The organism is Rhodococcus sp. PD04 (assembly GCF_035918275.1).
Classification (GTDB): domain Bacteria; phylum Actinomycetota; class Actinomycetes; order Mycobacteriales; family Mycobacteriaceae; genus Rhodococcus; species Rhodococcus rhodochrous.
Map to the genome: position 1 here is coordinate 5,084,853 of NZ_CP142143.1, position 21,709 is coordinate 5,106,561.

At 67.4% G+C, this 21,709-nt stretch carries 21 protein-coding genes and 2 pseudogenes; 11 read left to right on the top strand and 12 right to left on the bottom strand.

The genetic code is table 11. The annotated features are described in order from the left end of the window. Positions 1-16: 16 nt before the first annotated feature. Complete coding sequence (locus U9J23_RS23330; RefSeq protein WP_085469992.1) at positions 17-598, top strand: HdeD family acid-resistance protein; 582 nt, start codon at positions 17-19, stop codon at positions 596-598. 25 nt (positions 599-623) lie between these two features. Here U9J23_RS23330 and U9J23_RS23335 read toward each other — a convergent pair whose 3' ends face one another. Beyond that, complete coding sequence (locus U9J23_RS23335) at positions 624-1,031, bottom strand: TIGR03618 family F420-dependent PPOX class oxidoreductase (protein ID WP_059382653.1); 408 nt, start codon at positions 1,029-1,031, stop codon at positions 624-626. Between the two features lie 128 nt (positions 1,032-1,159). Between U9J23_RS23335 and U9J23_RS23340 the strand changes: the two genes are divergently transcribed. Beyond that, complete coding sequence (locus tag U9J23_RS23340) at positions 1,160-1,489, top strand: GYD domain-containing protein (RefSeq protein ID WP_059382652.1); 330 nt, start codon at positions 1,160-1,162, stop codon at positions 1,487-1,489. Between the two features lie 75 nt (positions 1,490-1,564). Beyond that, positions 1,565-2,863 carry an MFS transporter gene (locus tag U9J23_RS23345; RefSeq protein ID WP_326600763.1) on the top strand — a complete coding sequence of 433 codons (1,299 nt, stop codon included), beginning with the start codon at positions 1,565-1,567 and terminating at the stop codon, positions 2,861-2,863. A 39-nt stretch (positions 2,864-2,902) separates the two neighbouring features. On the opposite strand, the gene U9J23_RS23350 is transcribed toward U9J23_RS23345, so the two are convergent. From U9J23_RS23350 to U9J23_RS23370, 5 genes are all read right to left on the bottom strand, one after another. Further along, positions 2,903-4,600, bottom strand: a complete 1,698-nt coding sequence (locus tag U9J23_RS23350) for an AMP-binding protein (protein ID WP_326600765.1) — start codon at positions 4,598-4,600, stop codon at positions 2,903-2,905. Continuing rightward, complete coding sequence (locus U9J23_RS23355) at positions 4,597-5,472, bottom strand: alpha/beta fold hydrolase (RefSeq protein ID WP_326600767.1); 876 nt, start codon at positions 5,470-5,472, stop codon at positions 4,597-4,599. The genes U9J23_RS23350 and U9J23_RS23355 overlap by 4 nt, the downstream gene beginning before the upstream one ends. Beyond that, positions 5,469-6,209 carry a hypothetical protein gene (locus U9J23_RS23360; RefSeq protein ID WP_326600769.1) on the bottom strand — a complete coding sequence of 247 codons (741 nt, stop codon included), beginning with the start codon at positions 6,207-6,209 and terminating at the stop codon, positions 5,469-5,471. The genes U9J23_RS23355 and U9J23_RS23360 overlap by 4 nt, the downstream gene beginning before the upstream one ends. Continuing rightward, positions 6,206-7,402 (bottom strand): acyl-CoA dehydrogenase family protein, encoded by a 1,197-nt coding sequence (locus tag U9J23_RS23365; RefSeq protein WP_160877234.1) that lies wholly within the window; start codon positions 7,400-7,402, stop codon positions 6,206-6,208. The genes U9J23_RS23360 and U9J23_RS23365 overlap by 4 nt, the downstream gene beginning before the upstream one ends. An 86-nt stretch (positions 7,403-7,488) precedes the next feature. After that, positions 7,489-8,088, bottom strand: coding sequence for a TetR family transcriptional regulator (locus U9J23_RS23370; protein WP_145707643.1), 600 nt, complete (start codon positions 8,086-8,088; stop codon positions 7,489-7,491). A 126-nt stretch (positions 8,089-8,214) separates the two neighbouring features. Between U9J23_RS23370 and U9J23_RS23375 the strand changes: the two genes are divergently transcribed. The 3 genes and pseudogenes from U9J23_RS23375 to U9J23_RS23385 all read left to right on the top strand — a co-directional run bounded on the left by U9J23_RS23375 (position 8,215) and on the right by U9J23_RS23385 (position 10,696). Further along, complete coding sequence (locus tag U9J23_RS23375; RefSeq protein WP_326600774.1) at positions 8,215-8,712, top strand: nuclear transport factor 2 family protein; 498 nt, start codon at positions 8,215-8,217, stop codon at positions 8,710-8,712. Then, positions 8,709-9,083, top strand: coding sequence for a DUF485 domain-containing protein (locus U9J23_RS23380; protein WP_326600778.1), 375 nt, complete (start codon positions 8,709-8,711; stop codon positions 9,081-9,083). The genes U9J23_RS23375 and U9J23_RS23380 overlap by 4 nt, the downstream gene beginning before the upstream one ends. Next, positions 9,080-10,696: pseudogene (locus tag U9J23_RS23385) on the top strand (solute symporter family protein). The gene U9J23_RS23380 and the pseudogene U9J23_RS23385 overlap by 4 nt, the downstream one beginning before the upstream one ends. Positions 10,697-10,700: 4 nt before the next feature. Here the strand turns inward: U9J23_RS23385 and U9J23_RS23390 are convergent. From U9J23_RS23390 to U9J23_RS23400, 3 genes are all read right to left on the bottom strand, one after another. Further along, entirely contained in the window at positions 10,701-12,047 is a 1,347-nt protein-coding gene (locus U9J23_RS23390) for a phosphotransferase family protein (RefSeq protein WP_326600780.1), read from the bottom strand. A gap of 88 nt (positions 12,048-12,135) precedes the next feature. Beyond that, complete coding sequence (locus tag U9J23_RS23395; protein ID WP_026061210.1) at positions 12,136-12,318, bottom strand: hypothetical protein; 183 nt, start codon at positions 12,316-12,318, stop codon at positions 12,136-12,138. 91 nt (positions 12,319-12,409) lie between these two features. Further along, the gene (locus tag U9J23_RS23400) at positions 12,410-12,889 is read right to left on the bottom strand and encodes a TspO/MBR family protein (protein WP_060652595.1); all 480 of its coding nucleotides are present in this window, start codon (positions 12,887-12,889) and stop codon (positions 12,410-12,412) included. Between the two features lie 98 nt (positions 12,890-12,987). On the opposite strand from U9J23_RS23400, the gene U9J23_RS23405 reads away from it, so the two are divergent. Next, positions 12,988-13,986, top strand: a complete 999-nt coding sequence (locus U9J23_RS23405) for an MBL fold metallo-hydrolase (RefSeq protein WP_326600786.1) — start codon at positions 12,988-12,990, stop codon at positions 13,984-13,986. A 7-nt stretch (positions 13,987-13,993) separates the two neighbouring features. Here the strand turns inward: U9J23_RS23405 and U9J23_RS23410 are convergent, their stop codons facing one another. Next, entirely contained in the window at positions 13,994-16,363 is a 2,370-nt protein-coding gene (locus U9J23_RS23410; protein WP_326600788.1) for an FdhF/YdeP family oxidoreductase, read from the bottom strand. Positions 16,364-16,476: 113 nt separating this feature from the next. On the opposite strand from U9J23_RS23410, the gene U9J23_RS23415 reads away from it, so the two are divergent. Then, positions 16,477-18,048: an FMN-binding glutamate synthase family protein gene (locus U9J23_RS23415; protein WP_326600790.1), complete on the top strand. Its 1,572-nt coding sequence runs from the start codon at positions 16,477-16,479 to the stop codon at positions 18,046-18,048. Positions 18,049-18,196: 148 nt separating this feature from the next. Here U9J23_RS23415 and U9J23_RS23420 read toward each other — a convergent pair whose 3' ends face one another. Further along, positions 18,197-18,787: a TetR/AcrR family transcriptional regulator gene (locus U9J23_RS23420; protein ID WP_085470015.1), complete on the bottom strand. Its 591-nt coding sequence runs from the start codon at positions 18,785-18,787 to the stop codon at positions 18,197-18,199. A 96-nt stretch (positions 18,788-18,883) separates the two neighbouring features. On the opposite strand from U9J23_RS23420, the gene U9J23_RS23425 reads away from it, so the two are divergent. From U9J23_RS23425 to U9J23_RS23430, 3 genes and pseudogenes are all read left to right on the top strand, one after another. Beyond that, positions 18,884-19,561, top strand: coding sequence for an alpha/beta fold hydrolase (locus tag U9J23_RS23425; protein ID WP_085470004.1), 678 nt, complete (start codon positions 18,884-18,886; stop codon positions 19,559-19,561). Between the two features lie 39 nt (positions 19,562-19,600). Beyond that, positions 19,601-19,894 carry a transposase gene (locus U9J23_RS27790; protein ID WP_006552189.1) on the top strand — a complete coding sequence of 98 codons (294 nt, stop codon included), beginning with the start codon at positions 19,601-19,603 and terminating at the stop codon, positions 19,892-19,894. Positions 19,895-19,966: 72 nt separating this feature from the next. Next, positions 19,967-20,791, top strand: a pseudogene (locus tag U9J23_RS23430) (IS3 family transposase); the annotation flags it as partial. A gap of 214 nt (positions 20,792-21,005) precedes the next feature. On the opposite strand, the gene U9J23_RS23435 reads toward U9J23_RS23430, so the two are convergent. Further along, the gene (locus U9J23_RS23435; RefSeq protein WP_085468790.1) at positions 21,006-21,539 is read right to left on the bottom strand and encodes a 2,4'-dihydroxyacetophenone dioxygenase family protein; all 534 of its coding nucleotides are present in this window, start codon (positions 21,537-21,539) and stop codon (positions 21,006-21,008) included. Positions 21,540-21,709 lie beyond the last annotated feature (170 nt).

Sequence of the window (21,709 nt, forward strand, 5' to 3'; positions counted from 1 at the left end):
CACGCCAGGAGCCGTCATGTCCACGAGCTCGGTTTCTTCCAACGATCCGTTCCGATCATTACTGAAGCAGATCTGGTGGGTGGTGCTGCTGCGCGGCATCCTCGCCGTTCTCTTCGGTGTCGTCGCACTCGTCTGGCCCGGCATCACCGTCTGGGCGCTGGTGGTCGTCTTCGCGGCCTACGCGATCATCGACGGCATCGTGCTGGTCGTCCAGTCGATCCGCGACAAGCCCGAGGGCTGGGGCTGGTGGCTCGCCATGGGCGTCGTCTCCGTCCTCGCCGGTCTCGTCGCGCTCTTCTGGCCCGGCATCACCGCACTGGCACTGCTGTACGTGATCGCGTTCTACGCCATCCTGTTCGGCATCACCGGCATCGTCGGCGGTGTCCGCTTCCGGAAGGTCCCCGATTCCGGATGGGTGTGGTCGGTGCTTGCGGGCGTCGTGGCCGTCCTGTTCGGCATCGTGCTGCTGGTCTTCCCTGGCGAGGGCATCCTGAGCCTGATCGTCCTGCTGGGCATCTACGCGATCCTGTTCGGTGTGCTGCTCATCATCCTGGCGTTCCAGGCACGCAGCGCAGCGAAGAAGGCCGGCGTCATCTGACCACCGGCCTTCTCCCCGATCGATCTCAGGCGTTGCGCAGACGACCCCACGCGTGCCAGCGATCGATCTCGATCCACGCGTTCACACGCTTGCCGTCACGCGCGTGGTACGGCTTGCCCGTGTAGTGGCGAGCGATCCGGTCGATGTCCTCCAGGGACGGATCGTCGGTGAAGTCGACGACCCGTCCCTGGAGGCTCACGTGCGTGATCCAGTCCTGCGGATCCATCGCCGACAGGCTCACCCGCGGATCGTTCCGCAGGTATTCGAGGCGCTTACGGGTGGAGTCCATGTTGACGAGGATCCGGCCGTTCTCGAAGAGATACCAGGTCGGAACGGACACCGGCTGACCGTCGGGGCGCAGTGAGCTGATCGTGGCGTAGTTGGGCTGGGCGAGGAACTCGGCAACGGCCTCGGGTACGGGTCGTTTCGGCACGGCACTCCCTTTCGATGCGGCGGACAGGGTCTCGATATCGAGACTAGGCCGTGATTCCCGGCGAAACCGTCCCCGGTGATGCGGGGTGGACCGACCATGGATGTCGAGATCCTCGAAAGGAGACGGTCATGCCGCGATATCTCTGGCAGGTGAACTACACCGCGGACGGCGCACGCGGGCTGCTCACGGACGGCGGTACGTCCCGGCGCGACGCCATCGTCCGGATGGTCGAAAGTGTGGGCGGGACGGTCGATTCGGTGCACTTCGCGCTCGGCGGCCACGATCTGTACGTGCTCGGCGAGGTGCCCGACGAGGTCGCGGCCGCGACACTCGAGCTCCGCACCATCGCCTCCGGTGCCGCGCGCTCCACGCCGATCGCTCTGCTCACTCCCGAACAAGTCGACGAGGCCGCGCGCCGCGACGCGAGTTACCGGACGCCGGGGAGCTCGGGCAGCTGACCGCTCGCCTCCCACGACACGCTGCTGGGTATCGTCTGCTCATCCTGTTGCTTTCCCGAAGAAAGTGAATTCGTGATGAGTGTGCGCCCGGCCCAGCGCAGCGACCGCCGCCCGGCCCGCATCCACCCGGCATGGTGGGTCGCCGCGGTGGCCTTCCTCGCGTTGTTCGGCGCCGCCGGCTTCCGGGCGGCACCCGGCGCGCTCATGGTGCCGCTGCACGACGAGTTCGGCTGGTCGACGAGCGTGATGTCGCTCGCGGTGAGCATCAACCTCGTCCTGTTCGGACTCGTCGCACCGTTCGCCGCCGCGCTGATGGACCGGTTCGGCATGCGCCGCGTGATCTCGTCGGCACTGTTCCTGGTGGCCCTCGGCGCCGGCGGCAGTATCGCCATGACCGCCTCGTGGCAGTTGCTCGTCTTCTGGGGACTGCTCATCGGTACCGGTACGGGATCGATGGCCCTGGTCCTGGCGGCGACCATCGCCGACCGCTGGTTCGTCGAGCGTCGCGGCCTGGTGATGGGCATCCTCACGGCCGGTTCCGCGACCGGTCAGCTGGTGATCCTCCCTCCCGTCGCCGCGCTCGCGGAGAACGTCGGGTGGCGGCAGGCCTCCCTCGTGATCGCCGCGGCGGCGCTCGTCGTCGTCCCGCTGGTGTGGGCGGTGATCCGCGACCGTCCCGACGAGCGCGGTGTCCTGCCCTACGGGGCCGACCCCGGGACCTACGTCGCGCCGGCGCGGGCAACCGGTGGTGCCGTCGCCCGCGCTCTCGAAGGGCTGGCCTTCGCGGTGCGTCACCGGGCCTTCTGGGCGCTGGCGATCGCCTTCGCCATCTGCGGAGCCACCACCAACGGGCTCGTCGGCATCCACTTCATCCCCTCGGCCCACGACCACGGCATGCCCACGACCACCGCGGCGAGCCTGATGGCGGCCGTCGGGATCTTCGACATCGTCGGCACCATCGCCTCCGGATGGCTGACCGACAAGTTCGATCCCCGCAAGTTGCTGGCCTTCTACTACACCTTCCGCGGCGTGGGCCTGCTCCTACTGCCCTGGCTGCTGCAGGAGTCCGTGCATCCCAGCATGATCCTGTTCGTCGTGGTCTACGGCCTGGACTGGGTCGCCACCGTGCCGCCGACCGCGATGCTGTGCCGCCGGATCTTCGGCGACCGCGGAACCATCGTGTTCGGCTGGGTGTTCGCCTCCCACCAGATCGGTGCCGCGGCGGCCGCTTTCGGAGCCGGGGTCATCCGCGACAACCTCGGCACCTACACCTACGCGTGGTGGGCCGGAGCGTCCCTGTGCGCGGTCGCCGCGTCGCTGTCGATTCTCACCAGGGGCCGCGTCGCCACGACCGCACCGATGGGCCGCAACTGAGCGATGCGACCGCGTGCGGATCGTGACGACGCAGGGGCACTATCCGGGTCGGAAGTCGCGCTCGCTACCGGCCCACTCGCGGGCCCACTCGCGCAGTTCCACGGCGCGGATCTTCGAGCCGTTGCCCCCGACCGTGGTGGGCATCCGTTCGATGACATGGATCGCCGTGGGCACCTTGAAGGCGGCGAGGGTCTCGCGGCACCAGGCCCGAAGGGTCTCCGAGGTCGTGTCCGCGGGTGCGTCGTCGGTGGGGACGACGAAACCGATCGCCTCGGTGTAGCCGCCGTCGCCGGTGATGCCGACGACCTTGGCCGTGGCCACGCCGGGATGCTCCGCCAGACGCGTCTCGATCTCGGCGGGGTCGACGAGGAAGCCGCGTAGGCGCAGGACGTCGCCCATCCGGCAGACGTAACGGAAACCCCCGTCGCCGAGGTCGACGGCGAGGTCGCCGCTGCGGAACCAGCCGTCGGCCGTGAACGCGCGCGCGGCGGCGTCGGGGTTGCCGAGATAGGCGTCGACGACGTTCGGGCCGCGGAACTGCAGTTCGCCCTGCTCACCGGCCGGGAGGACCCGATCGTCGTAGGGATCCGCGACCCGCAGTTCGATCGCGGTGTCGACCGCGCGTCCGCCACCGTTCCAGCGCACCGATTCCGGATCGTCGGCGTTCCACAGCATCGCGAGAGCGAACACTTCCGACGAACCGAACACCCCGGAGGTGTGGGTGCCGAATTCGTCGCGCAGCCATCGGGCGATCTCGTGGGAGCGGCCGAGGAAGTCGGCGATACCGACCCAGCGCAGTGCCGACAGGTCGACGCGTTCACCGTCGTGCCAGGCATCGTAGAGACGGCCGAACAGGTCGTCGGCGCCCACCGCGTGCGTGACCCCGACCTCGTGCATCCGGCGCAGGACCGCATCCGGGTCGAAGACCGTCTCCATGAGCAGCGCTCCCCCACCGGCGAGCGCGGCCATCGCGGTACTGAAACCGAAGACACCCGAGACCGGGAGCACGCACAGCGCCACGTCGCCCTCGACGACCTTCATGATCACGGCGTCGGCGCGTCCGTGACGGACGACCGCGTTGCCGCGGTGCGCGGCCAGCTTGGGCACACCGGTGGAACCGGACGTCGTGAACGCCACCGCGATCCGGTCCTCGGGATCGTCGTCGATCCCGGCCGGGGTCAGTGTCGCGGTATCGGGTGTCTCGGGTGCGCTCGCGCCACGCGTGTCGCCGCTACCGGCCGTCCAGGCTCCTCCGCCGAGGTCGAAGTCGGCCGGGGACGCCGAGGCGTTCGCCGGTCCGGGCACCACCGCGACCACCGGGGTGGCCACGTCGGGGACGGACGCCGCGGCCTCGGTGAGCCGGCCGAACAGGTCGAGTCCGTGGAAGGCGGCCGGCACGGCCACGACGGCAGGTCGCGCGGCGGTGAGGATGTGCGCGACCTCGCGGGTGTTGTAGCGGGTGTTGACACCGATGACGTGGGCGCCGAGTGCGGAGGCCGCGAACTGCCACACGAGTGCGTCGGACCAGTTCGGCAACATCACCGCGATGCACTGGCCGGCGCGCAGGCCGATGCCGTCGAGTTCGCTGCGCACGGCCTCGACCCGGTCGCGGAACTCTCCGCGGCTGCGTGCCACCGCCACGTCGTCGACGATGTCGTAGGCGATCGGGGCATCCGGGTTCGCGGCGACGAGGCCGTCGAGCAGTGCGGGCAGGGTGTCGGTGCGGGTGGTGGTCACAGCGCTGCCTCCTCGGGAACAGCGACCCGGCGCAGTTCACCGATCCAGGTGTCGGCGAGCGCGGCGAAGTCGTCGATCTCCTCCATCGGATAGTGCCCGATGCCGGCCAGTGCCGTGAAGCGGGCGCGTCCGGGAAGTGCGTCGTTGATGGTCTCCGCGGCCCGGGCCACGGCGTCGGGGTCGATCCACGGGTCGTCGACTCCGGCGACGAGGTGGATCGGTGCGGTCACCCGGTCGAGGCGGTCGCGCACGTCGTGGGTTCCCCAGCCGATGAGGTCGGACGACGAGATCTCCGGGTCCTCCCGCTTGTGCATGAGCGCGATCGTGTGTGCCTTCGCCTCCGGAACCGAACGTCCCACGGATGCAAGGGTTCCCAGATAGGTGCGCTCGGAGCGCGACGGACCGGCGACATCCTCGAGTTCGCGGCGCAGACCGGCGACGTTGACGCGGCCCGGGCCGGGTTCGGCCTCCATCGCGACGGCACCGGACAGCGGGCGGTCCGGGCGGGTCGCGAGTTCGAGGGTGAGCTTGCCGCCGATCGAGCAGCCCATGACGAACGGCCGGTCGATGCCGAGCGCGTCGAGCACCGCGCACAGCCAGTCGCCGTAGGCGATCAGGCTCGTGACGGGGCCACCGGGTGCGGGTTCGGAACGTCCGTGGCCGGGCAGATCGGGGACGATGACCCGGTAGCCGCGATCGGCGAGATCGCGGGCCACATGGCGCCACTGCACGCCGCTCTGGCCGGCGGTGTGGATGCACAGGACGGTGGGCAGATCGGTCGCGTCGAGAGCGTTGCCGGATCGTGCGTCGGGGGTGACGATCTCGACGAAGCCGAGCGCTCCGCCGATCTCCAGATAGCGGGCCTCGATCATGAGCGGGCCTTTCGGGCGAGGGCACGGGCGTGCCCGATGATCGTGTTGAGCGGCTTGGTCAGACGCAGGTACTCGTATCCGTCTCCGGTGGAGGAGAATTCGCCGCGGATGGCGCGGCGCATGAAGTCGTTCTCCTCGGACAGGACGAGATCGGCCCAGGCGTGGTCGGGTGCGACGAAGGTGAACGTCGCGCCGTGCGGGGTGCGCCGGGTGACGTCGACGATGCGACCCTTGTAGATGCGCAGGTGCAGTTCGGTCTCGCCGCTGCGCAGTCCGATGGTGCCGTCCCAGGTGGACAGCGACGAGGTGAATTCCCGGTCTTCGGAGAGACTCTCGGCGAGCAGGGCACCCCAGGCCGGTGTGCAGAAGTCCAGTTCGGGAGCCGACGGCTGTTCGTCGTCGAAGGTCCATGTCTCGGTGCCGGATTCGCGTACCGTGCCGGTCGCGTCCACGAGCCGGACGTAGCGGCGCGCGGTCCGACCGGACACGCGGGTGATCACGGTGTCCGCCGAGACGACGTCCGAGGCGGAGACCGGATCGTGTGCGTTCCAGGCGAATCCGGACGGGACACCACCGGGGACGGGCGTGACGAGCGAGGCGACGGCCAGGGCGCCGAGGACGGGTGAGTTCGCCGGCGCCACCGCGCCGGCGTCGGTCAGGACATCGGCCACGGCGCGGGGTTCCGAGACGGTGCGGTCCCCGACGGTGAGCGGGCGGGTGACGGTGTGTGCGCTCATGCCTGTTCGGGCCTTCCCAGGAGTTCGTCGGAGATGATGCGCATCTGGATCTCGCTGGTGCCCTCGAAGATCTTCGTCAGACGCGCGTCGCGCCAATGGCGTTCGACCTGGAAGTCGGTGGTGTATCCGGCGCCGCCGTGGATCTGCACGGCCTCGCTGGTGACCTGCTCGGCCATCTCGGTGGCGACGAGTTTGCACATCGACGCCTCGAGCGAGCACCGCCGGCCGGTGTCGATGTCGGTGGCGACCGAGTACATCAGCTGGCGTGCGGCTTCGATGTCGGCGGCCATCTTCGCGATCTTGAACCGCAGATGCTGGAAATCGCCGATGGGACGGCCGAACTGGCGGCGGGTGTGCACGTACTCGATCGAGTCCTCGAGTGCGGCGCGGGCGAGACCGATCGCGCGGGCGGCGGTGTGGGCCCGGCCCACCTCGAGACCGGAGACGGCGAGATAGAAGCCCTTGCCCTCCTCACCGAGCATCTTGTCGGCCGGGATGCGGAAGTTGTCGAACGACAGTTCCCAGGTGCTCCACCCGAAGTAGCCGATCTTGCGGACCTTGGTGCCCGAGATGCCCTCGGGGAACACGCCGCGCTCCTTCTCGACGAGGAAGGCGCTGATGCCGCGGTGCGGCTTGGCCGCGTCCTTGTTCGGATCGGTGCGGGCGAAGAGCACGAGGTAATCGGCCTCGTCGGCGTAGGTGCACCACATCTTGGTGCCGTTGACGACCCACTCGTCGCCGTCGCGCACGGCGCGGCAGGAGATGTTCGCGACGTCGGATCCGGCCTCGGCTTCCGACAGGGCGTACGCGCCGAGGTACTCACCGCGCGCGACCTTCGGCAGCAGCGCCGCCTCCTGCTCGGGGGTGAAGCCGCCGCCCATGCCGTTGCCGCGGGCGAGCAGACCCGACACGCTCATCCATGCCCGCGACAGCTCCTCGGCCACGAGGCAGTACTCGAAGACGCCGAGCCCGAGCCCGCCGTGTTCCTCGGGGATCATGATCCCGAAGAAGCCGATCTCGGCCATCTCCTTCTTGAGGGAGTCGGGGATGGTGCCCTGGACCGGGTCGAGTTCGTTGGCGACGGGCAGCACCTTCGTCATGGCGAAGTCGCGGGCGAGGTCGCGGATCGCGAGGCGTTCCTCGGTGAGATAGCGCGGGGAATCGGTGCGCGGCTGCGAGGGGCGGTGGGTCATGGGAGGTGCACTCCTTCGATGGACCGGAGTAGGTCATTAACGCTTGTTCACCCAGTACAGCACGGCACCCATGACCCGTCAACGGTTCAGCGCGAATATCCGACCAGATTGAGCGCGTATCCGGCGAAATCGTCGGCGACCTCCTGCGCCGAGAGGGGGCCGCTCTCCCGGAACCAGAGGGGGATACCGGCGCACATGGTCAGCACCGCGGTGACCCCCTGGTGCACCCGCTCGAGCGTGAAAATCCCTTGCTCCACACCGTCTTCCGCGATGTCGACGAAGAGCTGCTCCTGCGCGTCGCGCGAGCCCACCACACGCTTGCGGTCGAGCGGACCGAGATACCGCAGCTCCGAATTCGCCACCAGACACGCTCGCGGATTCCGCGCGGTGTACAGCGCGTGGGCCGAGACCGCCGCGCGCCACCGCTCGGCCGGATCGTCGCCGACCTTGCGCAGGGCGTTGCGGGTCGCCGTGAACTGCTCGTCGCTCGCGCGGCGGAGAATTTCCACGAGCAGTTCCGACTTGTTCTCGAAATGGTTGTAGACGTTGGCAGCGCTGCAACCTGCGGCGTTGGCGATATTGCGCATCGTCGACCCGTGGAATCCGCACTCGTAGAACTCGTCGAGCGCGGTCTCGAGAATCCGTTCCCGAATGGACGAGGACGCACCGTTCGACCGGCTGTTCATCCCTGCACAGTAGGCACACATCGCGCCGACCAGCAAGAACCTTCCCGTTGACGGGGCTGTTCACCGTTGTTATGGTCCGCATCACATGAACGGTTGTTAATAACCACGCACAACGGAGGATCTGCTGTGTCCAGTCCCCATCCCGAACCGTCCCTGCTCGACCGCATCACCCGCCTCGAAGACCTCGAAGCGATCCGGAAGCTCGACGCGCAGTACTGCCGCCACCTCGACGACGGCAACTGGGACGCGCTCATGGACCTGTTCACCGACGACGGCGAGTTCGACGGCCTGTCCCACCCGCGCGGGAAGGAGGAGATGCGCACCTTCTTCGCGGGACTCGCCGACGGCGGGCTGACCTCCTTCTGGCACTTCATCACGAACCTCGAGATCGACCTCGACGGTGACGGTGCCACGGTGCGTTCGTTCCTGTGGCAGCCCTGCGTCACCGACGGTGCACCCGCGATCGCGGCCGGTCGCTACAACGACGAGGTCGTCAAGATCGACGGCCGCTGGCTCTACAAGGTCAAGCAGGTGCGCTTCCACTTCTTCGGCCCGCTCGAGGCCGGTTGGGACGAGAACCTCTTCGCGCTCGACAGCGCCCGCGGCGCGGCGGTGCGGGCATGACCGACACCGTGAACAGCGCCGTCCCCGCATCCTCGACGGACGAGTTCGTCTGGACGCGGATGCTCCACCTTCCCGAGATCGCGGAACTGCGTCGCCGACGCGCCCGTGTGACCAACACGCTCGGTGGCATCACCGTCGTGCTGTTCACGTCCTTCCTCGTCGCCTTCATCGGATTCCCCGACCAGTTGGGAACCACCGACGTCCTCGGCATCCCGCTGTCGCTGTGGGTGGTGTTCTCCCAGTTCGCCGGAACCTGGGTGCTGGTCTGGGCATATTTCCGTCTCTCCCGCACCTACATCGGCCCTGCCGTCGACGACGCCGTCGCAGCCGTCGAACGGAACCATCCCGCATCCGAGGAGGTCGCATCATGACCGGTGACGCCGATTATCTCGCCATCGCGATCTGCAGTGCCGTCATCTCTCTGACGCTGTGGGTGACCTTCGCTGCGTCCCGGCGCGCGAAGAGCGCCGACGGGTTCTTCGCCGCGGGTCGCTCGATCTCGAGCTGGCAGAACGGATTCGCCATCGCGGGCGAATTCATCTCCGCCGGCAGCTTCCTCGGCACCACCGGCCTGATCTTCTCCAAGGGCGTCGACGGCACCGTCATCCTGTTCACGTCCGTCATCTCGTTCCTGCCGGTGCTGTTCCTCCTCGCGGAGAAGATGCGCAATCTCGGCAAGTACACCCTCGCCGACGTCCTCGTCTTCCGGACCGACTCACGGAACGTGCGGGTCGCGGTCGCGTTGAGCACGATCGCCACCGGCACCTTCGTGCTGCTCGCCCAGCTCGTCGCCGCGGGTGTGCTCCTCGAATCCGTCTCGGGCATCCCGTTCTGGCTGTCGGTGGTGGTCGCCGGATCGCTCATGGGCATCTACGTCTTCGTGGGCGGCATGCTCGCCACCACCTGGGTGCAGGTCATCAAGTCGACGATCCTGTCGGTGCTCGCGATCATCGTGTGCTTCGGCATCCTGGCGCAGTTCGGGTTCGCCTTCCCGAAGGTCCTCGACGCCGCGACCGACAACGCCGTCGCGGGCGACGCGATCCTGTCCCCCGGCCTGATCTTCGGCCAGACCAGCGCGATCAACCTCGTCTCCTACGCGCTCGCGTTCGCCCTGGGCACCGCCGGAATGGCGCACATCCTCATCCGGTTCTTCACCGTTCCCGAGGCCACGACGGCCCGGCGCTCGCTCGGCTGAACCGTCGCGCTGTGCAGCCTGTTCTACCTGATCGTCATCGTGATGGGCTTCGGCGCCGCGGCCGTGCTCGGACCGAACGGCACCGATCTCGTCGGGCCCGGTGGCAACCTCGCGGCACCCGTCCTCGTCACCGAACTCGGTGGCGGAGCCGGCACGGTCGGTGGGTCCGTCGCGCTCGCACTCGTCGCCGCGGTCGCCTTCGCGTCCATCGTCGCAGTGGTCGCCGGTGTCGTGATCTCCGCAGCCGGTACGTTCGCCCGCGACGTGTGGCCGGCCGTCACGCGGAAGGAACCGATCGAGAATCTCGACGCGGACGAGCAGGCCCGGGAGGACCAGGCCCAGGCCCGCATCGCGCGATACGGGGCCGTGTCCTTCAGCGTCATCGCGATCGGCCTGGCCATGCTCATCGGTGACGACACCAACATCACCTTCTTCATGGGCATGGCGTTCATGGTGGCCGGCAGCGCACACCTGCCTGCCCTCGTGCTGAGCCTGAACTGGCGGCGGTTCAACGCCACCGGCGCGGTCTGGGGTGTGCTCACCGGTCTCGTCTCGACGATCGTGAGCCTGATGTTCACCGAGGCCCTGTGGATGGGTAGCGGCCCCGCTCCCCTGACCATCCAGCTCCCGGTGATCGTCACCATGCCGCTCGGCATCGCAGCGTGCGTGATCGGGTCGATCGTCGGCGAGAAGCGTCGGGGACGCGGCCGCCTCGAGGACGAGAAACTCGCGGAGATGCTGGTGCGTGCGGAGACCGGCATCGGCGCGGAGGTCGCCGCCACGCACTGATCCGTCAGCGATATTTCGGGTTCGCGACCTTCAGGCGGTTCGCGGCCAACCCCCTGATCACCTCGGCGACCTGCGGGTCGTCGAGGTGATCTCGTCCTGCGCGCACACCGAGGGCGAGTTCGGCTTCGGAGCGGTAGCCGAGCCCGGCGAGCCGCACCCGGTAGGTCTCCCGCACCCCAGGGGCGAAGGTGGCCTCCCGGGCGGCGATGCCGAGGACGTGCGCCGCCACCCGGCTGCGGTAGCGGGTCTTCGCGTCGGCGCCCGCCCCGACCTCCAGGACGAACTCGCGGACCGCGTCGAGCAGCTCCTCGACGGGCGGTGCCCCGAGGAGCTGTGGGGCGGCGGGCGGAGTCTCCGTCTCGTCGTGGGGAGGGACGCCGAGCAGGTCCAGCAGGTCGTGTTCGCACTCGGCGACGCGCCGGCCGATGGCGCGCAGTTCGAGGGTGTTGTCTCCTCCCGTCGCCGCGGCGGCGGCCTGCATCCGGCAGATCACCGCCCACCGCAGCGAACCGTAGACCTCCCACCAGTGGACGACCTCGGGGTCGGGACTCTCGCCCGATTCGTCGGCGTACCCGCGGAACAGGTCGTCGCGGGAGCCGAACCCGCCGACCGGATGCGGCGAACCGAAACGCCACGTCCGGGTGCACAGCCACCCCAGGTCCTCCATCGGATCACCGACGTGCGCCAGTTCCCAGTCGAGTACCCCGCGCACGCCCTCCGCGTCGACGAGGAGGTTCCCGTTGCGGAAGTCGCCGTGTACGAACGCTTTCCCGGTCGCCGGTGGACGGTTGCGGGTGAGCCACGCGAAGGCGGCCTCGAGCGTCGGCACCGAGTCGCCGTTGGTGAGGTACTCGTCGAACAGGGAGGTCAGCGGGTCGTGTTCCGGCAGGTTCGGGACGGCCTCGATGTCCATGCGGTGGATCCGGGCGAGGATGCGTCCGAGTTCGTAGGGCAGCGCGGCGCGGACCTCGGCCAGATTCTCGTCGCGCAACAACTTCTGCGGCAGTGCCTCGCCGGGCACCTTCGACATCACGAGGTAGGTGCCGATCCCCGGGTGCGGTTCGTCGCCGCTGCGGTCGATGACGTCGGGCACGGGCACGCCCACGCGGGCGGCCTCGTCGAAGGACGCCGCTTCCATGGCGATCCGGCGTGCGTCCTCGCGTCCCGGCGGGTCGCGGCGCAGGATCAACTCCCGGGTGTCGCCCGTGGCCGACACCGCGGTGATCGCCCACGTCTCGCGGCTCGCACCGCCGGTGAGCCGTTCGATGTGCCGCAGTGTCCAACTGCCGTCGAGTACCGACGAAAGACGCTTCGTCAGTTCGTCTTTCAATTCACCGCTGACGCCACCCACCGCGACCTCCCCTGTTCGGTTTCCTGCGGTGGATACTCCCACGGCGATCGGCGGTGCGCGAGCACTTCCACCGCGACGTCGCGGAGTGTCAGGCCGCGAACCCCACCGCCCCGATGACCGGGATGATCGTCATGAAGACGATGGCGATCGCGAAGAGCGTGATGGTGATCTTCTTGTCCCAGCGCGATCGCGTGCCCGTCGCGGCGAGCATGAAGAAGACGAACCCCACGCAGATCGATCCGATACCGATGACGACGGGTGTTTCCAACATGCCTTCCATCATCGCCCATGCCGGTTCCGTCGTTCTTCCGGTCCACCGCCTGTGACCGGGCTCCGTCCGGGAGGCGCCGTGGAAGGTCGGGTCAGCGGTTGAGCTGCGTGATCCGTCCGGTCAGCAGCGTGGCGAACGCCGTCCACGCCGAGTAGGGAGCCAGCGCGGCACCCGCAGCCGGATTCGCCTCGGCCGTCCGGCGCGTCAGATCCGCGGTACTGGCGGCGAGCAGTGCGGCCACCACGGTGGCGGGCATCAACCGGTGCCACTTGAAGAACACCCACGACCACGACGCGTTGAGGACGAGATTCGTGGCCAGAGCCGCGATGTAGTTGCGACGACCCGCGTAGTCGTCGGCGTCGGTGTACTCGTCGATCGCGACGGCCGAGGTGACAGCGATATCGGCGTACAGCGCCGTCCAGACGATCGGGAACGCCGCGGCCGGAGGCTGGAAACCGGGCTTGCGCAACTTGCGGTACCACCGGGAGTTCGTGTCCTGGGAGGCGATCGATCCGACGATCGCGGTGGTCGTGGTGGCAGCTGCGGTCGCGAGGACGGTACTGAGTCTCATGTCTGTCGGCTCCTGTGGATGACGGTTGATCGTCGGCTACCCGAGCCGAAGGCGCACGAAACGGACACGCCGATAGGGTGACGAGCCGGGAGGTCGACATGAGTGGACTGCAGCAGGTCGGCGACGGGGTCTGGGCGTTCGTGCGTACCCCCGGCGGCTGGGGTGAGGCCAACACCGGACTGGTCGTCGCACCGGGAACGGCGTCGCTGGTCGTCGACACCGCATGGGACGTCGCATGGGCGCAGCGCATCGCCGAGGCACAGGCACCGCTGGTCGCCGATGCTCCGATCACCGACGCGGTGAACACCCACAACGACGGTGACCACTGGTGGGGCAACGACACGCTGCCGCCCACTGCGCGGATCACCACCAGCGCCACCGCACTGGAGGGGATGCGCGAGGATCTTCCGCCGCGCGCCCTCGCCGTGCTGGCCGGTACGGGCTCCCTGATCCGGCGGGTTCCCGGACCGATCGGTGCGGCCGGCGCCTACATGGCGCGGGTCCGCGGCGGTGCCCGTTTCCCGCGCCGCACCCCGCGGATGCCCGACACCACCTTCGCGACCGCCACCTCACTGGACATCGGTGGCCGCACGATCGAACTCGAGCAACTCGGACCGTGCCACACGGCCGGCGACCTCGTCGTCCGTGTCGCCGACGCCGGGGTCGTCTTCACCGGCGACCTGCTGTTCATCGGTTCGACGCCGATCCTGTGGCACGGCCCGCTCGACAACTGGTTGTCGGCGCTCGACCGACTGCTCGGCTGGGACGCCGCGGTGTACGTGCCCGGACACGGACCGACCTGCGGTGCAGCGGAGATCCGAGCACTGCGCGACTACTGGCTGTGGTTGCGCGACGCCGCCCTCGACCATCACGGGGCCGGACGCACCCCACTCGAGACAGCACGGAAACTCGTGCGCACGAGAGACTTCGATGCGTGGCGCCACTGGGAATCGCCCGAGCGCATCGCATTGAGCCTGAGCACCCTGTTCGACCAATGGAACGGCAACCCACCGGCGCCGCCCACCGTCACGCGTCGCGCCACGGCCTTCGTCGCAGCCGAAACCCTGCTGCGCGAAGGAGCATTCGAGGCGTCCTGACCGTCGCTCAGGACAGGTGCTTCGGCTCCGGGGTCGTCTTGTGCGACCAGTCCGACCCCACGGGCGCGGTTCCGAGCGCATCCGGGCACTCGTCGCGTCCGGCGGGCGCCAGGGAGATCACGATCGACTTGTAGGTGGGGCAGTTGCTCTCCAGCGCGGTCGAATCGAGCGGGACGAGAGGGTTGGTCTCCGGGTAGTAGGCGGCCGCGCTTCCTCGGGGCAGGTCGTATTCGACGATCCGGAACCGCTTGGCGCAGCGATCGCGGTCGTCGCCGTCCCATCGTGTGAACAGGTCGACGAAGTCCCCGTTGTCGAAGCCCAGTGCGGCGATGTCTTCCCGATGCATGAACACGACGCGACGGCCGCCCTCGATCCCGCGGTAGCGGTCGCTGAGGCCGTAGATGGTGGTGTTGAACTGGTCGTGGCTGCGCATCGTCTGCAACAGCAGATGCCCCGGTGGCACCTGGACCACGTCCACCGGTGAGACAGCGAATTCGGCCTTACCCGAATCGGTCTCGAAGCTCCGGGTATCGCGGGGCGGATGCGGAAGAATGAAGCCTCCCGGGCGCCGGACGTTGACCTCGTAACCCTCACAGCCCGGGACGACGCGGGAGATGCGCGAGCGGATGTTCGCATAGTCGTCGCGCATCGCCTTCCAGTCGATCCCGTAACGGTCGCCGAGCGTGGCCTCGGCGATGCCGGTGATGATCGCGACCTCCGAACGCAGGTGCTCGGAGGGAGGCTTCAGCGGTCCCCGGGAGGCGTGGACCGCGCAGGTCGTGTCCTCGACCGACACGAACTGCGGGCCGGAGGCCTGGACGTCCTTGTCGGTGCGTCCGAGCGTCGGAAGGATCAACGCCGTTCTGCCGCAGACCAGATGGGAACGATTCGGTTTCGTCGAGATGTGCACCGTCATGTCGATGCCGGCCATCGCCTCGGCGGTGACACCGGTATCCGGCGCCGCCTGCACGAAGTTGCCGCCGAGACCGAGGAAGAACCGCACCTTGCCGTCGCGCATCGCCTTGATCGAATCGACCGTGTCGTAACCGTTCTCACGAGGAGGGTCGAAACCGAACTCCTTCTCGATCGCATCGAGGAAACTCTGCGGCGCACGTTCCCAGATCCCCATCGTGCGGTCGCCCTGGACGTTCGAGTGTCCACGCACCGGCATGAGCCCGGCACCGCGCTTGCCGATGTTGCCCTGCGCGAACGCGAGGTTGCAGATCTCCTTGATGGTCGCCACCGCGTTGCGGTGCTGGGTGATACCCATGGCCCAGCAGAAAACCGTCGCCTTCGAGCGGCGCAGCATCTGGGCGGCCTCGGTGATCTGCTGTCGCGACAGGCCGGTCGCGGCGACCACCTCGTCCCAGTCGATGTCCCGGACGTGTTCGACCCATTCGTCGAATCCCCGCGTGTACTGCCGCACGAAGTCGTGGTCGAGCGCATCCCATTCGACGAGCAGCGACCCGAACGCCTGCAACAACGCGAGGTCGCCGTTGACGTTGATGGACAGGTGCAGGTCGGACAGGTCCGTTCCCCGCCCGAGCACGCCGCGCGGAGTCTGCGGGTTACGGAAGTTGACCAGGCCCGCCTCGCGCAGCGGGTTGATCGTCAGGATCTTCGCGCCGTTCTGCTTGGCCTCTTCGAGCGCGGTGAGCATGCGCGGGTGGTTCGTGCCGGGGTTCTGCCCCTGCAGGATGATCAACTCCGCGTTGTGGACGTCGTCGAGCATCACGCTGGCCTTGCCGATGCCGATCGACTCCTGCAGCGCGATGCTCGTGGACTCGTGGCACATGTTGGAGCAGTCGGGCAGGTTGTTCGTCCCGAACGCCCGCGCGAACAGTTGGTACACGAAGGCGGCTTCGTTCGACGCGCGCCCGGAGGTGTAGAAGGTGGCCTGATCAGGGCTGTCCAGCGACTTCAGTTGCTCACCGATGAGGGCGAAGGCCTCGTCCCACTCGATCGGGGTGTAATGCGTGGCACCGGGTCGCTTGACCATCGGGTGCGTGATGCGGCCCTGCTTGCCGAGCCACAGTTCGCTGTGCGCGGCGAGCTCGTCGATGCTGCACCTGGCGAAGAAGTCGGGGTCGGCGCGGCGCTTGGTGCCTTCCTCGGCAACGGCCTTGGCACCGTTCTCGCAGAACTCGGCGATCTTACGATGGCCGGGGTCCGGGTCGGGCCACGCACAACTCGGGCAGTCGAACCCTTCGGCCTGGTTCAGCTCGAGCAGAGTCTCGGCCGAACGCACCAGTCCCATCTGCTCGAGGGATCGTTTCATCGCCACGGTGACGCCGGTGATGCCGGCGGCAGCCTTCTTGCGATCTCCGATCTCGAGGTCGGCCTCGTCGTAGTCGGACTGCAGGTCGCTCTTCCGCATTCGCTCACCTCTCACCACGCACAGTTCTGCACGGCGGGTACCCGTGGTGTCCGCCTCCCCAAACCCCGATCGGTTCCCGCTCCGAGGTCACCGTTCGGACGTACCCTCGGAGGATGGGATGGTCGAAATCGCTCGGTATCCCGGCCGCTGCGGCGGCCGCCGTCGGTGCCTACGATCTTGTGCAGAAACGACATTCGTTGCTACGGAACTTCCCGATTGTCGGGCATGCACGCTATGTTCTGGAGTCGCTGGGACCCGAACTGCGGCAGTACATCACGACGACCAACGACGAGGAACGGCCGTTCAACCGCGACCAGCGCAGATGGATCTACGCGTCGTCGAAGAACGTCACGAACACCTTCGGTTTCGGCAGCGACAACGACATCGAGTACACCGACGGGTACACGATCATCAAGCACCGTACGTTCTCGGACCTACCTCCGTCGGCCGCTCCGCACGGTGGCGAGAAGGTCTCCATTCCGTCCGCGAAGATCCTCGGCGCCGCGCGCGGGCGCGCCCGCGCCTTCCGCCCCGGGTCGTTCGTCAACATCTCCGCGATGAGCTTCGGCTCGTTGTCCGGCGCCGCGGTGGAGGCGCTCAACCGAGGCGCCCGTGCGGCCGGATGCCTGCAGAACACCGGCGAAGGTGGTCTGACGAACTACCACCGCAACGGCGGAGAGTTGATCTTCCAGATCGGCACCGGCTACTTCGGGTGCCGCGATGACGACGGCCACTTCGACCTCGCACGATTGAAGCGGGTCGTCGGATCGGCACCTGTCCGCGCTCTGGAGATCAAACTCAGCCAGGGCGCCAAGCCGGGACTCGGCGGACTGCTCCCCGGAGCCAAGGTCACCCCGGAGATCGCCGAGGTCCGCGGAATCCCCGTCGGCAAGGACTGCGTAAGCCCGTCCCGGCACACGGAGTTCCACGACATCGACAGTCTGCTCGACTGGGTCGAACTACTCGCCGCCGAGACGGGACTTCCCGTCGGCATCAAATCCGCCGTCGGCGACATGACCTTCTGGGACGAACTCACACGCCGGATGAGCGAGACCGACCGCGGCGTCGACTTCGTCACCATCGACGGCGGCGAAGGCGGAACCGGCGCAGCACCACTGGTGTTCGCCGACGCGGTCTCCCTTCCGTTCCGCAGCGGATTCGCACGGGTCTACGCGACGTTCGCCGAGGCCGGCCTGACCGACGACGTCACCTTCATCGGCGCCGGCAAACTCGGCCTGCCCGACAACGCCGTGGTCGCCATGGCACTCGGCTGCGACATGGTCAACGTCGCCCGCGAACCGATGTTCTCCATCGGATGCATCCAGGCACAGAAATGCCACACCGACCGCTGCCCCACCGGCGTGGCCACCCAGAACCGCTGGCTCACCCGAGGACTCGACGTCCCGTCCAAGGCCGACCGCGTCGCCGACTACATCGAAGCCCTCCGACGCGACGTCTTCAAGATCGCGCAGGCAACCGGAGTGGCACACCCCGGCCTGATCACCGTCGACGACATCGAGATCGCCGACGGTAACCGCCACGCGATCACCCTGCGCGAGATGTACGGCTACCGAGACGGATGGGGACTGCCGTCGCAGGCCGATCGGGAAGAGATCACGCGGCTGATGACCATGGAAGCGGTGACCACGCCGGGCGGGACGGAGGCGTCGACAGAGACGTCGTAACCACCTGCGGACAGTACGGCGAACCGAGCACGTCTGGAACTCATATCAAAAATGTTTCGTGATATGGCATTTCGGAATACGGGGTTGTTCGAGGAGGCAACATGCCAGTCGGGGCAGCTCACACCTGGCGGCGCCGATCAGGAACACCTCATGCGGTGCTGGGTGCGGCCTCGATCAGAGCTCGCGCGATCTCCTTGGCCTCGAGGGCCGTCTGCGGTGAGCCGGTGATCGGCGCGGTAGCCATAGCACCGTTCGCCACGATGTAGAGCCGCTCGGTGAGCTTGTCCGCCTCGCCCGGTGCAAGGTCGAGTGCGGCGACCAAGTTCGCCAGCGTTGCCCGGAACGCGCGTTTGTGGTCGCGGACGGCGGCCGCCACTTGGGCGGATTCCTCGCCGAGTTCCCCGAAGGCGTTGATGAAGGCGCACCCACGGAAGGTGTCCTCGGCGAACCAGTCCGCCATCCAGTCGAACAGCGCCAGAACGGCCGACTCGGCATCTCCCGAGGAGTGTGCGGCGACGTAATCGCCGACGGAAGCCCGGAGCGCCGCGTCCCGCTCGCGCAGCGTCGCCTCGACCAGGTCGTCCTTGGACCGGAAGGCGCGGTACAGCCGCTTGAGCGGCACGCCGGAGGCCGCCCGCACGGCGTCCATGCCCACCGCCTGGATTCCGCACCGGTAGTAGAGCTCGCCCGCTGCCTGGACGAGAGCGTGGTAGTCGCTCGTTTCTCCGGACTTCTCCATGTACATACTCCTTGACCCGAGAACGATTGTTCTCTACGGTAACCCGGGAATGCGGAAAACGATCGTTCTCGCCATCCATGTGAGGAGACCACCATCGTGTCCACGACTGTCCTCGACCCCAGTTCGCGTGCCCACGCGACCCCTCGTTACCGCACCGCCGTGGTTGCCGGCCACACCCTTGCCTACCGCGAAGTCGGTGACCCCGACCGACCCACCCTGGTACTACTCCACGGCTTCCCTACCAGCTCGCACATGTACCGGGGCTTGATGGCCGAACTGGCCGACGAGTACCACCTCATCGCCCCGGACCATCTAGGCTTCGGAGCCAGCGACGCCCCGCCTGCCGACCAGGTGCGCTACACCTTCGAGCTCCTCACCGAACTCACCCTCGGCCTGCTCGATCACCTCGGCCTCGACAGGTTCGCGCTCTACATCCAGGACTACGGCGCACCCATCGGCCTGCGGATCGCCGCCCGGCACCCGGAACGCATCACGTCGATCATCACCCAGTCCGGCAACGCCTATGAGGAAGGCTTCACTCCCTTCTGGGAGCCTTTGGTGGCCTACGCGAAGGCTCGCGCCGCAGGTGAACTACCCGACGACACGGCGGTGCGCGCGCTTCTGACCCCGGACGCAACACGGTGGCAGTACACCCACGGTGTACCGGCCGATCGACTCGATCGAATCTCGCCCGACAACTGGATTCTCGACCAAGCGCGGTTGGACCGCCCGCGCAACGTGGAGGGGACTGCTGCACGGATAGGTGACATCTGAACTGTGGTGCCGTGAGGCACTGCTGGAAGGATGGACCCCGTGCCCAAGCCCTATCCGAAAGAGTTCCGCGACGACGTCGTCCGCGTGGCCCGCAACCGCGAACCAGGTCAGCACCTGCGGCAGATCGCCGCCGACTTCGGCATCAGCGAATCCTGCCTGACCAACTGGCTCAGGAATGCCGACGTCGAGGACGGCACCAAGCCAGGGACGACGAACGAGGAGTCCAGAGAGAACCGCGAGCTGAGAAAGCGGATCCGGTTGCTTGAGCAGGAGAACGAAGTGCTGCGGCGGGCCGCGGCGTATCTATCACAGGCGAATCTTCCGGGAAAATGATGTTCCCCCGCACGCGGGAGGTGCCCCCACCGCTCGTCCGCGAGCTGGCCGCCGGCGGGATTCCCGTCGCGGCGGGTGTGCCGGGTTCTGGGGATCGCGCGCCAGCCGTACTACCGGTGGCTCGCCGACCCGGTCACCGACGCCGAACTCGAGGAGGCGTACCGGGCGAACGCCCTGTTCGACGCCCACCGCGAGGACCCGGAGTTCGGCTACCGGTTCCTCGCCGACGAAGCCCGCGATGCGGGCGAGTCGATGTCGGACCGCACGGCGTGGCGGATCTGTTCGACCAACAGGTGGTGGAGTGTGTTCGGCAAGAAACGTGGCTCGAAGAAGGGCCGCTCCGGGCCGCCGGTGCACGATGATCTCGTCGGCCGCGTCTTCACCGCGGATGCTCCAAACACTTTGTGGCTCACCGATATCACCGAACACAGAACCGAGGAAGGCAAGCTCTACCTGTGTGCGGTCAAGGACGTGTACTCGAACCGGATCGTCGGCTACTCGATCAGCGATCGGATGAAATCCCGTCTGGCTGTCACGGCCCTCGAATCGGCAGTGGCACGGCGGGACTCGGTTGCCGGATGTGTGGTTCATTCCGACCGTGGATCGCAATTTCGCAGCCGGAAATTTGTCCGCGCCCTCGCCCGCCACGACCTGGTCGGATCGATGGGTCGGGTGGGTGCGGCCGGCGACAATGCCGCGATGGAATCGTTCTTTGCGCTGCTCCAGAAGAACGTCCTCGACCGGCAGAGATGGGCCACACGCGAGCAGTTGCGCATCGCGATCGTGACTTGGATCGAGCGGACCTATCACCGCCGGCGACGTCAGCTCCGGCTCGGCAGATTGACGCCTGTCGAGTTCGAGACCATCATGACCACACCAGCCACACAGGCTGCGTGACCGAATCTGTCACCGGATCGTGCAGCAGTCCCGGATGTGCCTCGTATTCAGAACCCCGTGCCCCCGCTGAGCATTCCCCGAAATATCCTCCGAGACTTTCGAGTTGCCAATTGATGGTTGAGCTCACCGGCCGATTTCAGGACGATCTGACGTATGCGACTCCGTCGAGTGGACGGAGACGGCCGGCTCGAGGATTCCGCCCGAATCAGCTGAATCAGCGAATCAACGAATCGATGTAGTCCGCACCGAGGCCGACCTTGTCGTAGTGGTCGCGGCACAGCGCGAGGTAGTCATGGACGTCGAAGTGACCTGTGCTGTCACCGTTCTCGTCGAGCCACACCAGCGGGCCGGTCACGACGAAGAACGCACGCATCGACTCTTCGTGCTCGTACGCCACGAGGGTGTGGCCTTCACCCGGTGTCTCGTACACGAACGACCCCGCGGTCGCGGTCCACGGCTGTTCGAGGTAGCCCCACTTGCCGGAGATCGTGTATGCGAAGACCTCGTGCGGGTGGTAGTGCCGATTGACCAGACCTGCGGACTTGGCCCACAGGATGTCCGCCCAGCGGTTGTCCCGCGGTGAAATCCAGAGCGGGCGAGAAAAGACCGTCTCGCTCAGCGGCGCGTAGTAACGCTCGTCGTCGATGGGCGCGAACTGATGAAACACTTCGGGCTGGGCGTCCGGCTTCATCGAGTCCACGATCGGCTTCAGATCGGCCCAGAACTCATTGGTAGCGGCCTCGGGCATGACATTCTCCTTCGTCGGATGCAGGAGCTGCACCGTCCAGGGATTGCGGCTACAGCGACAGGACGAGTACACACCGTCGAGGTCGGAACGTCTTTCACCAGCAGGACAGATCAACGTTCACTTTCGGACATGACCGAGTCGCGTTTGACGCCCCAATAGGGCCCATGCAT

What these genes read in the sequence shown, in the direction of transcription:
- U9J23_RS23330 (WP_085469992.1), top strand. Translation starts at nt 17, where the DNA reads ATGTCCACGAGCTCGGTTTCTTCCAACGATCCGTTCCGATCATTACTG.
- U9J23_RS23340 (WP_059382652.1), top strand. Translation starts at nt 1,160, where the DNA reads ATGCCGCGATATCTCTGGCAGGTGAACTACACCGCGGACGGCGCACGC.
- U9J23_RS23345 (WP_326600763.1), top strand. Translation starts at nt 1,565, where the DNA reads ATGAGTGTGCGCCCGGCCCAGCGCAGCGACCGCCGCCCGGCCCGCATC.
- U9J23_RS23355 (WP_326600767.1), bottom strand. Translation starts at nt 5,472, where the DNA reads ATGATCGAGGCCCGCTATCTGGAGATCGGCGGAGCGCTCGGCTTCGTC.
- U9J23_RS23360 (WP_326600769.1), bottom strand. Translation starts at nt 6,209, where the DNA reads ATGAGCGCACACACCGTCACCCGCCCGCTCACCGTCGGGGACCGCACC.
- U9J23_RS23365 (WP_160877234.1), bottom strand. Translation starts at nt 7,402, where the DNA reads ATGACCCACCGCCCCTCGCAGCCGCGCACCGATTCCCCGCGCTATCTC.
- U9J23_RS23370 (WP_145707643.1), bottom strand. Translation starts at nt 8,088, where the DNA reads ATGAACAGCCGGTCGAACGGTGCGTCCTCGTCCATTCGGGAACGGATT.
- U9J23_RS23380 (WP_326600778.1), top strand. Translation starts at nt 8,709, where the DNA reads ATGACCGACACCGTGAACAGCGCCGTCCCCGCATCCTCGACGGACGAG.
- U9J23_RS23395 (WP_026061210.1), bottom strand. Translation starts at nt 12,318, where the DNA reads ATGTTGGAAACACCCGTCGTCATCGGTATCGGATCGATCTGCGTGGGG.
- U9J23_RS23400 (WP_060652595.1), bottom strand. Translation starts at nt 12,889, where the DNA reads ATGAGACTCAGTACCGTCCTCGCGACCGCAGCTGCCACCACGACCACC.
- U9J23_RS23405 (WP_326600786.1), top strand. Translation starts at nt 12,988, where the DNA reads ATGAGTGGACTGCAGCAGGTCGGCGACGGGGTCTGGGCGTTCGTGCGT.
- U9J23_RS23410 (WP_326600788.1), bottom strand. Translation starts at nt 16,363, where the DNA reads ATGCGGAAGAGCGACCTGCAGTCCGACTACGACGAGGCCGACCTCGAG.
- U9J23_RS23415 (WP_326600790.1), top strand. Translation starts at nt 16,477, where the DNA reads ATGGGATGGTCGAAATCGCTCGGTATCCCGGCCGCTGCGGCGGCCGCC.
- U9J23_RS23420 (WP_085470015.1), bottom strand. Translation starts at nt 18,787, where the DNA reads ATGGAGAAGTCCGGAGAAACGAGCGACTACCACGCTCTCGTCCAGGCA.
- U9J23_RS23435 (WP_085468790.1), bottom strand. Translation starts at nt 21,539, where the DNA reads ATGCCCGAGGCCGCTACCAATGAGTTCTGGGCCGATCTGAAGCCGATC.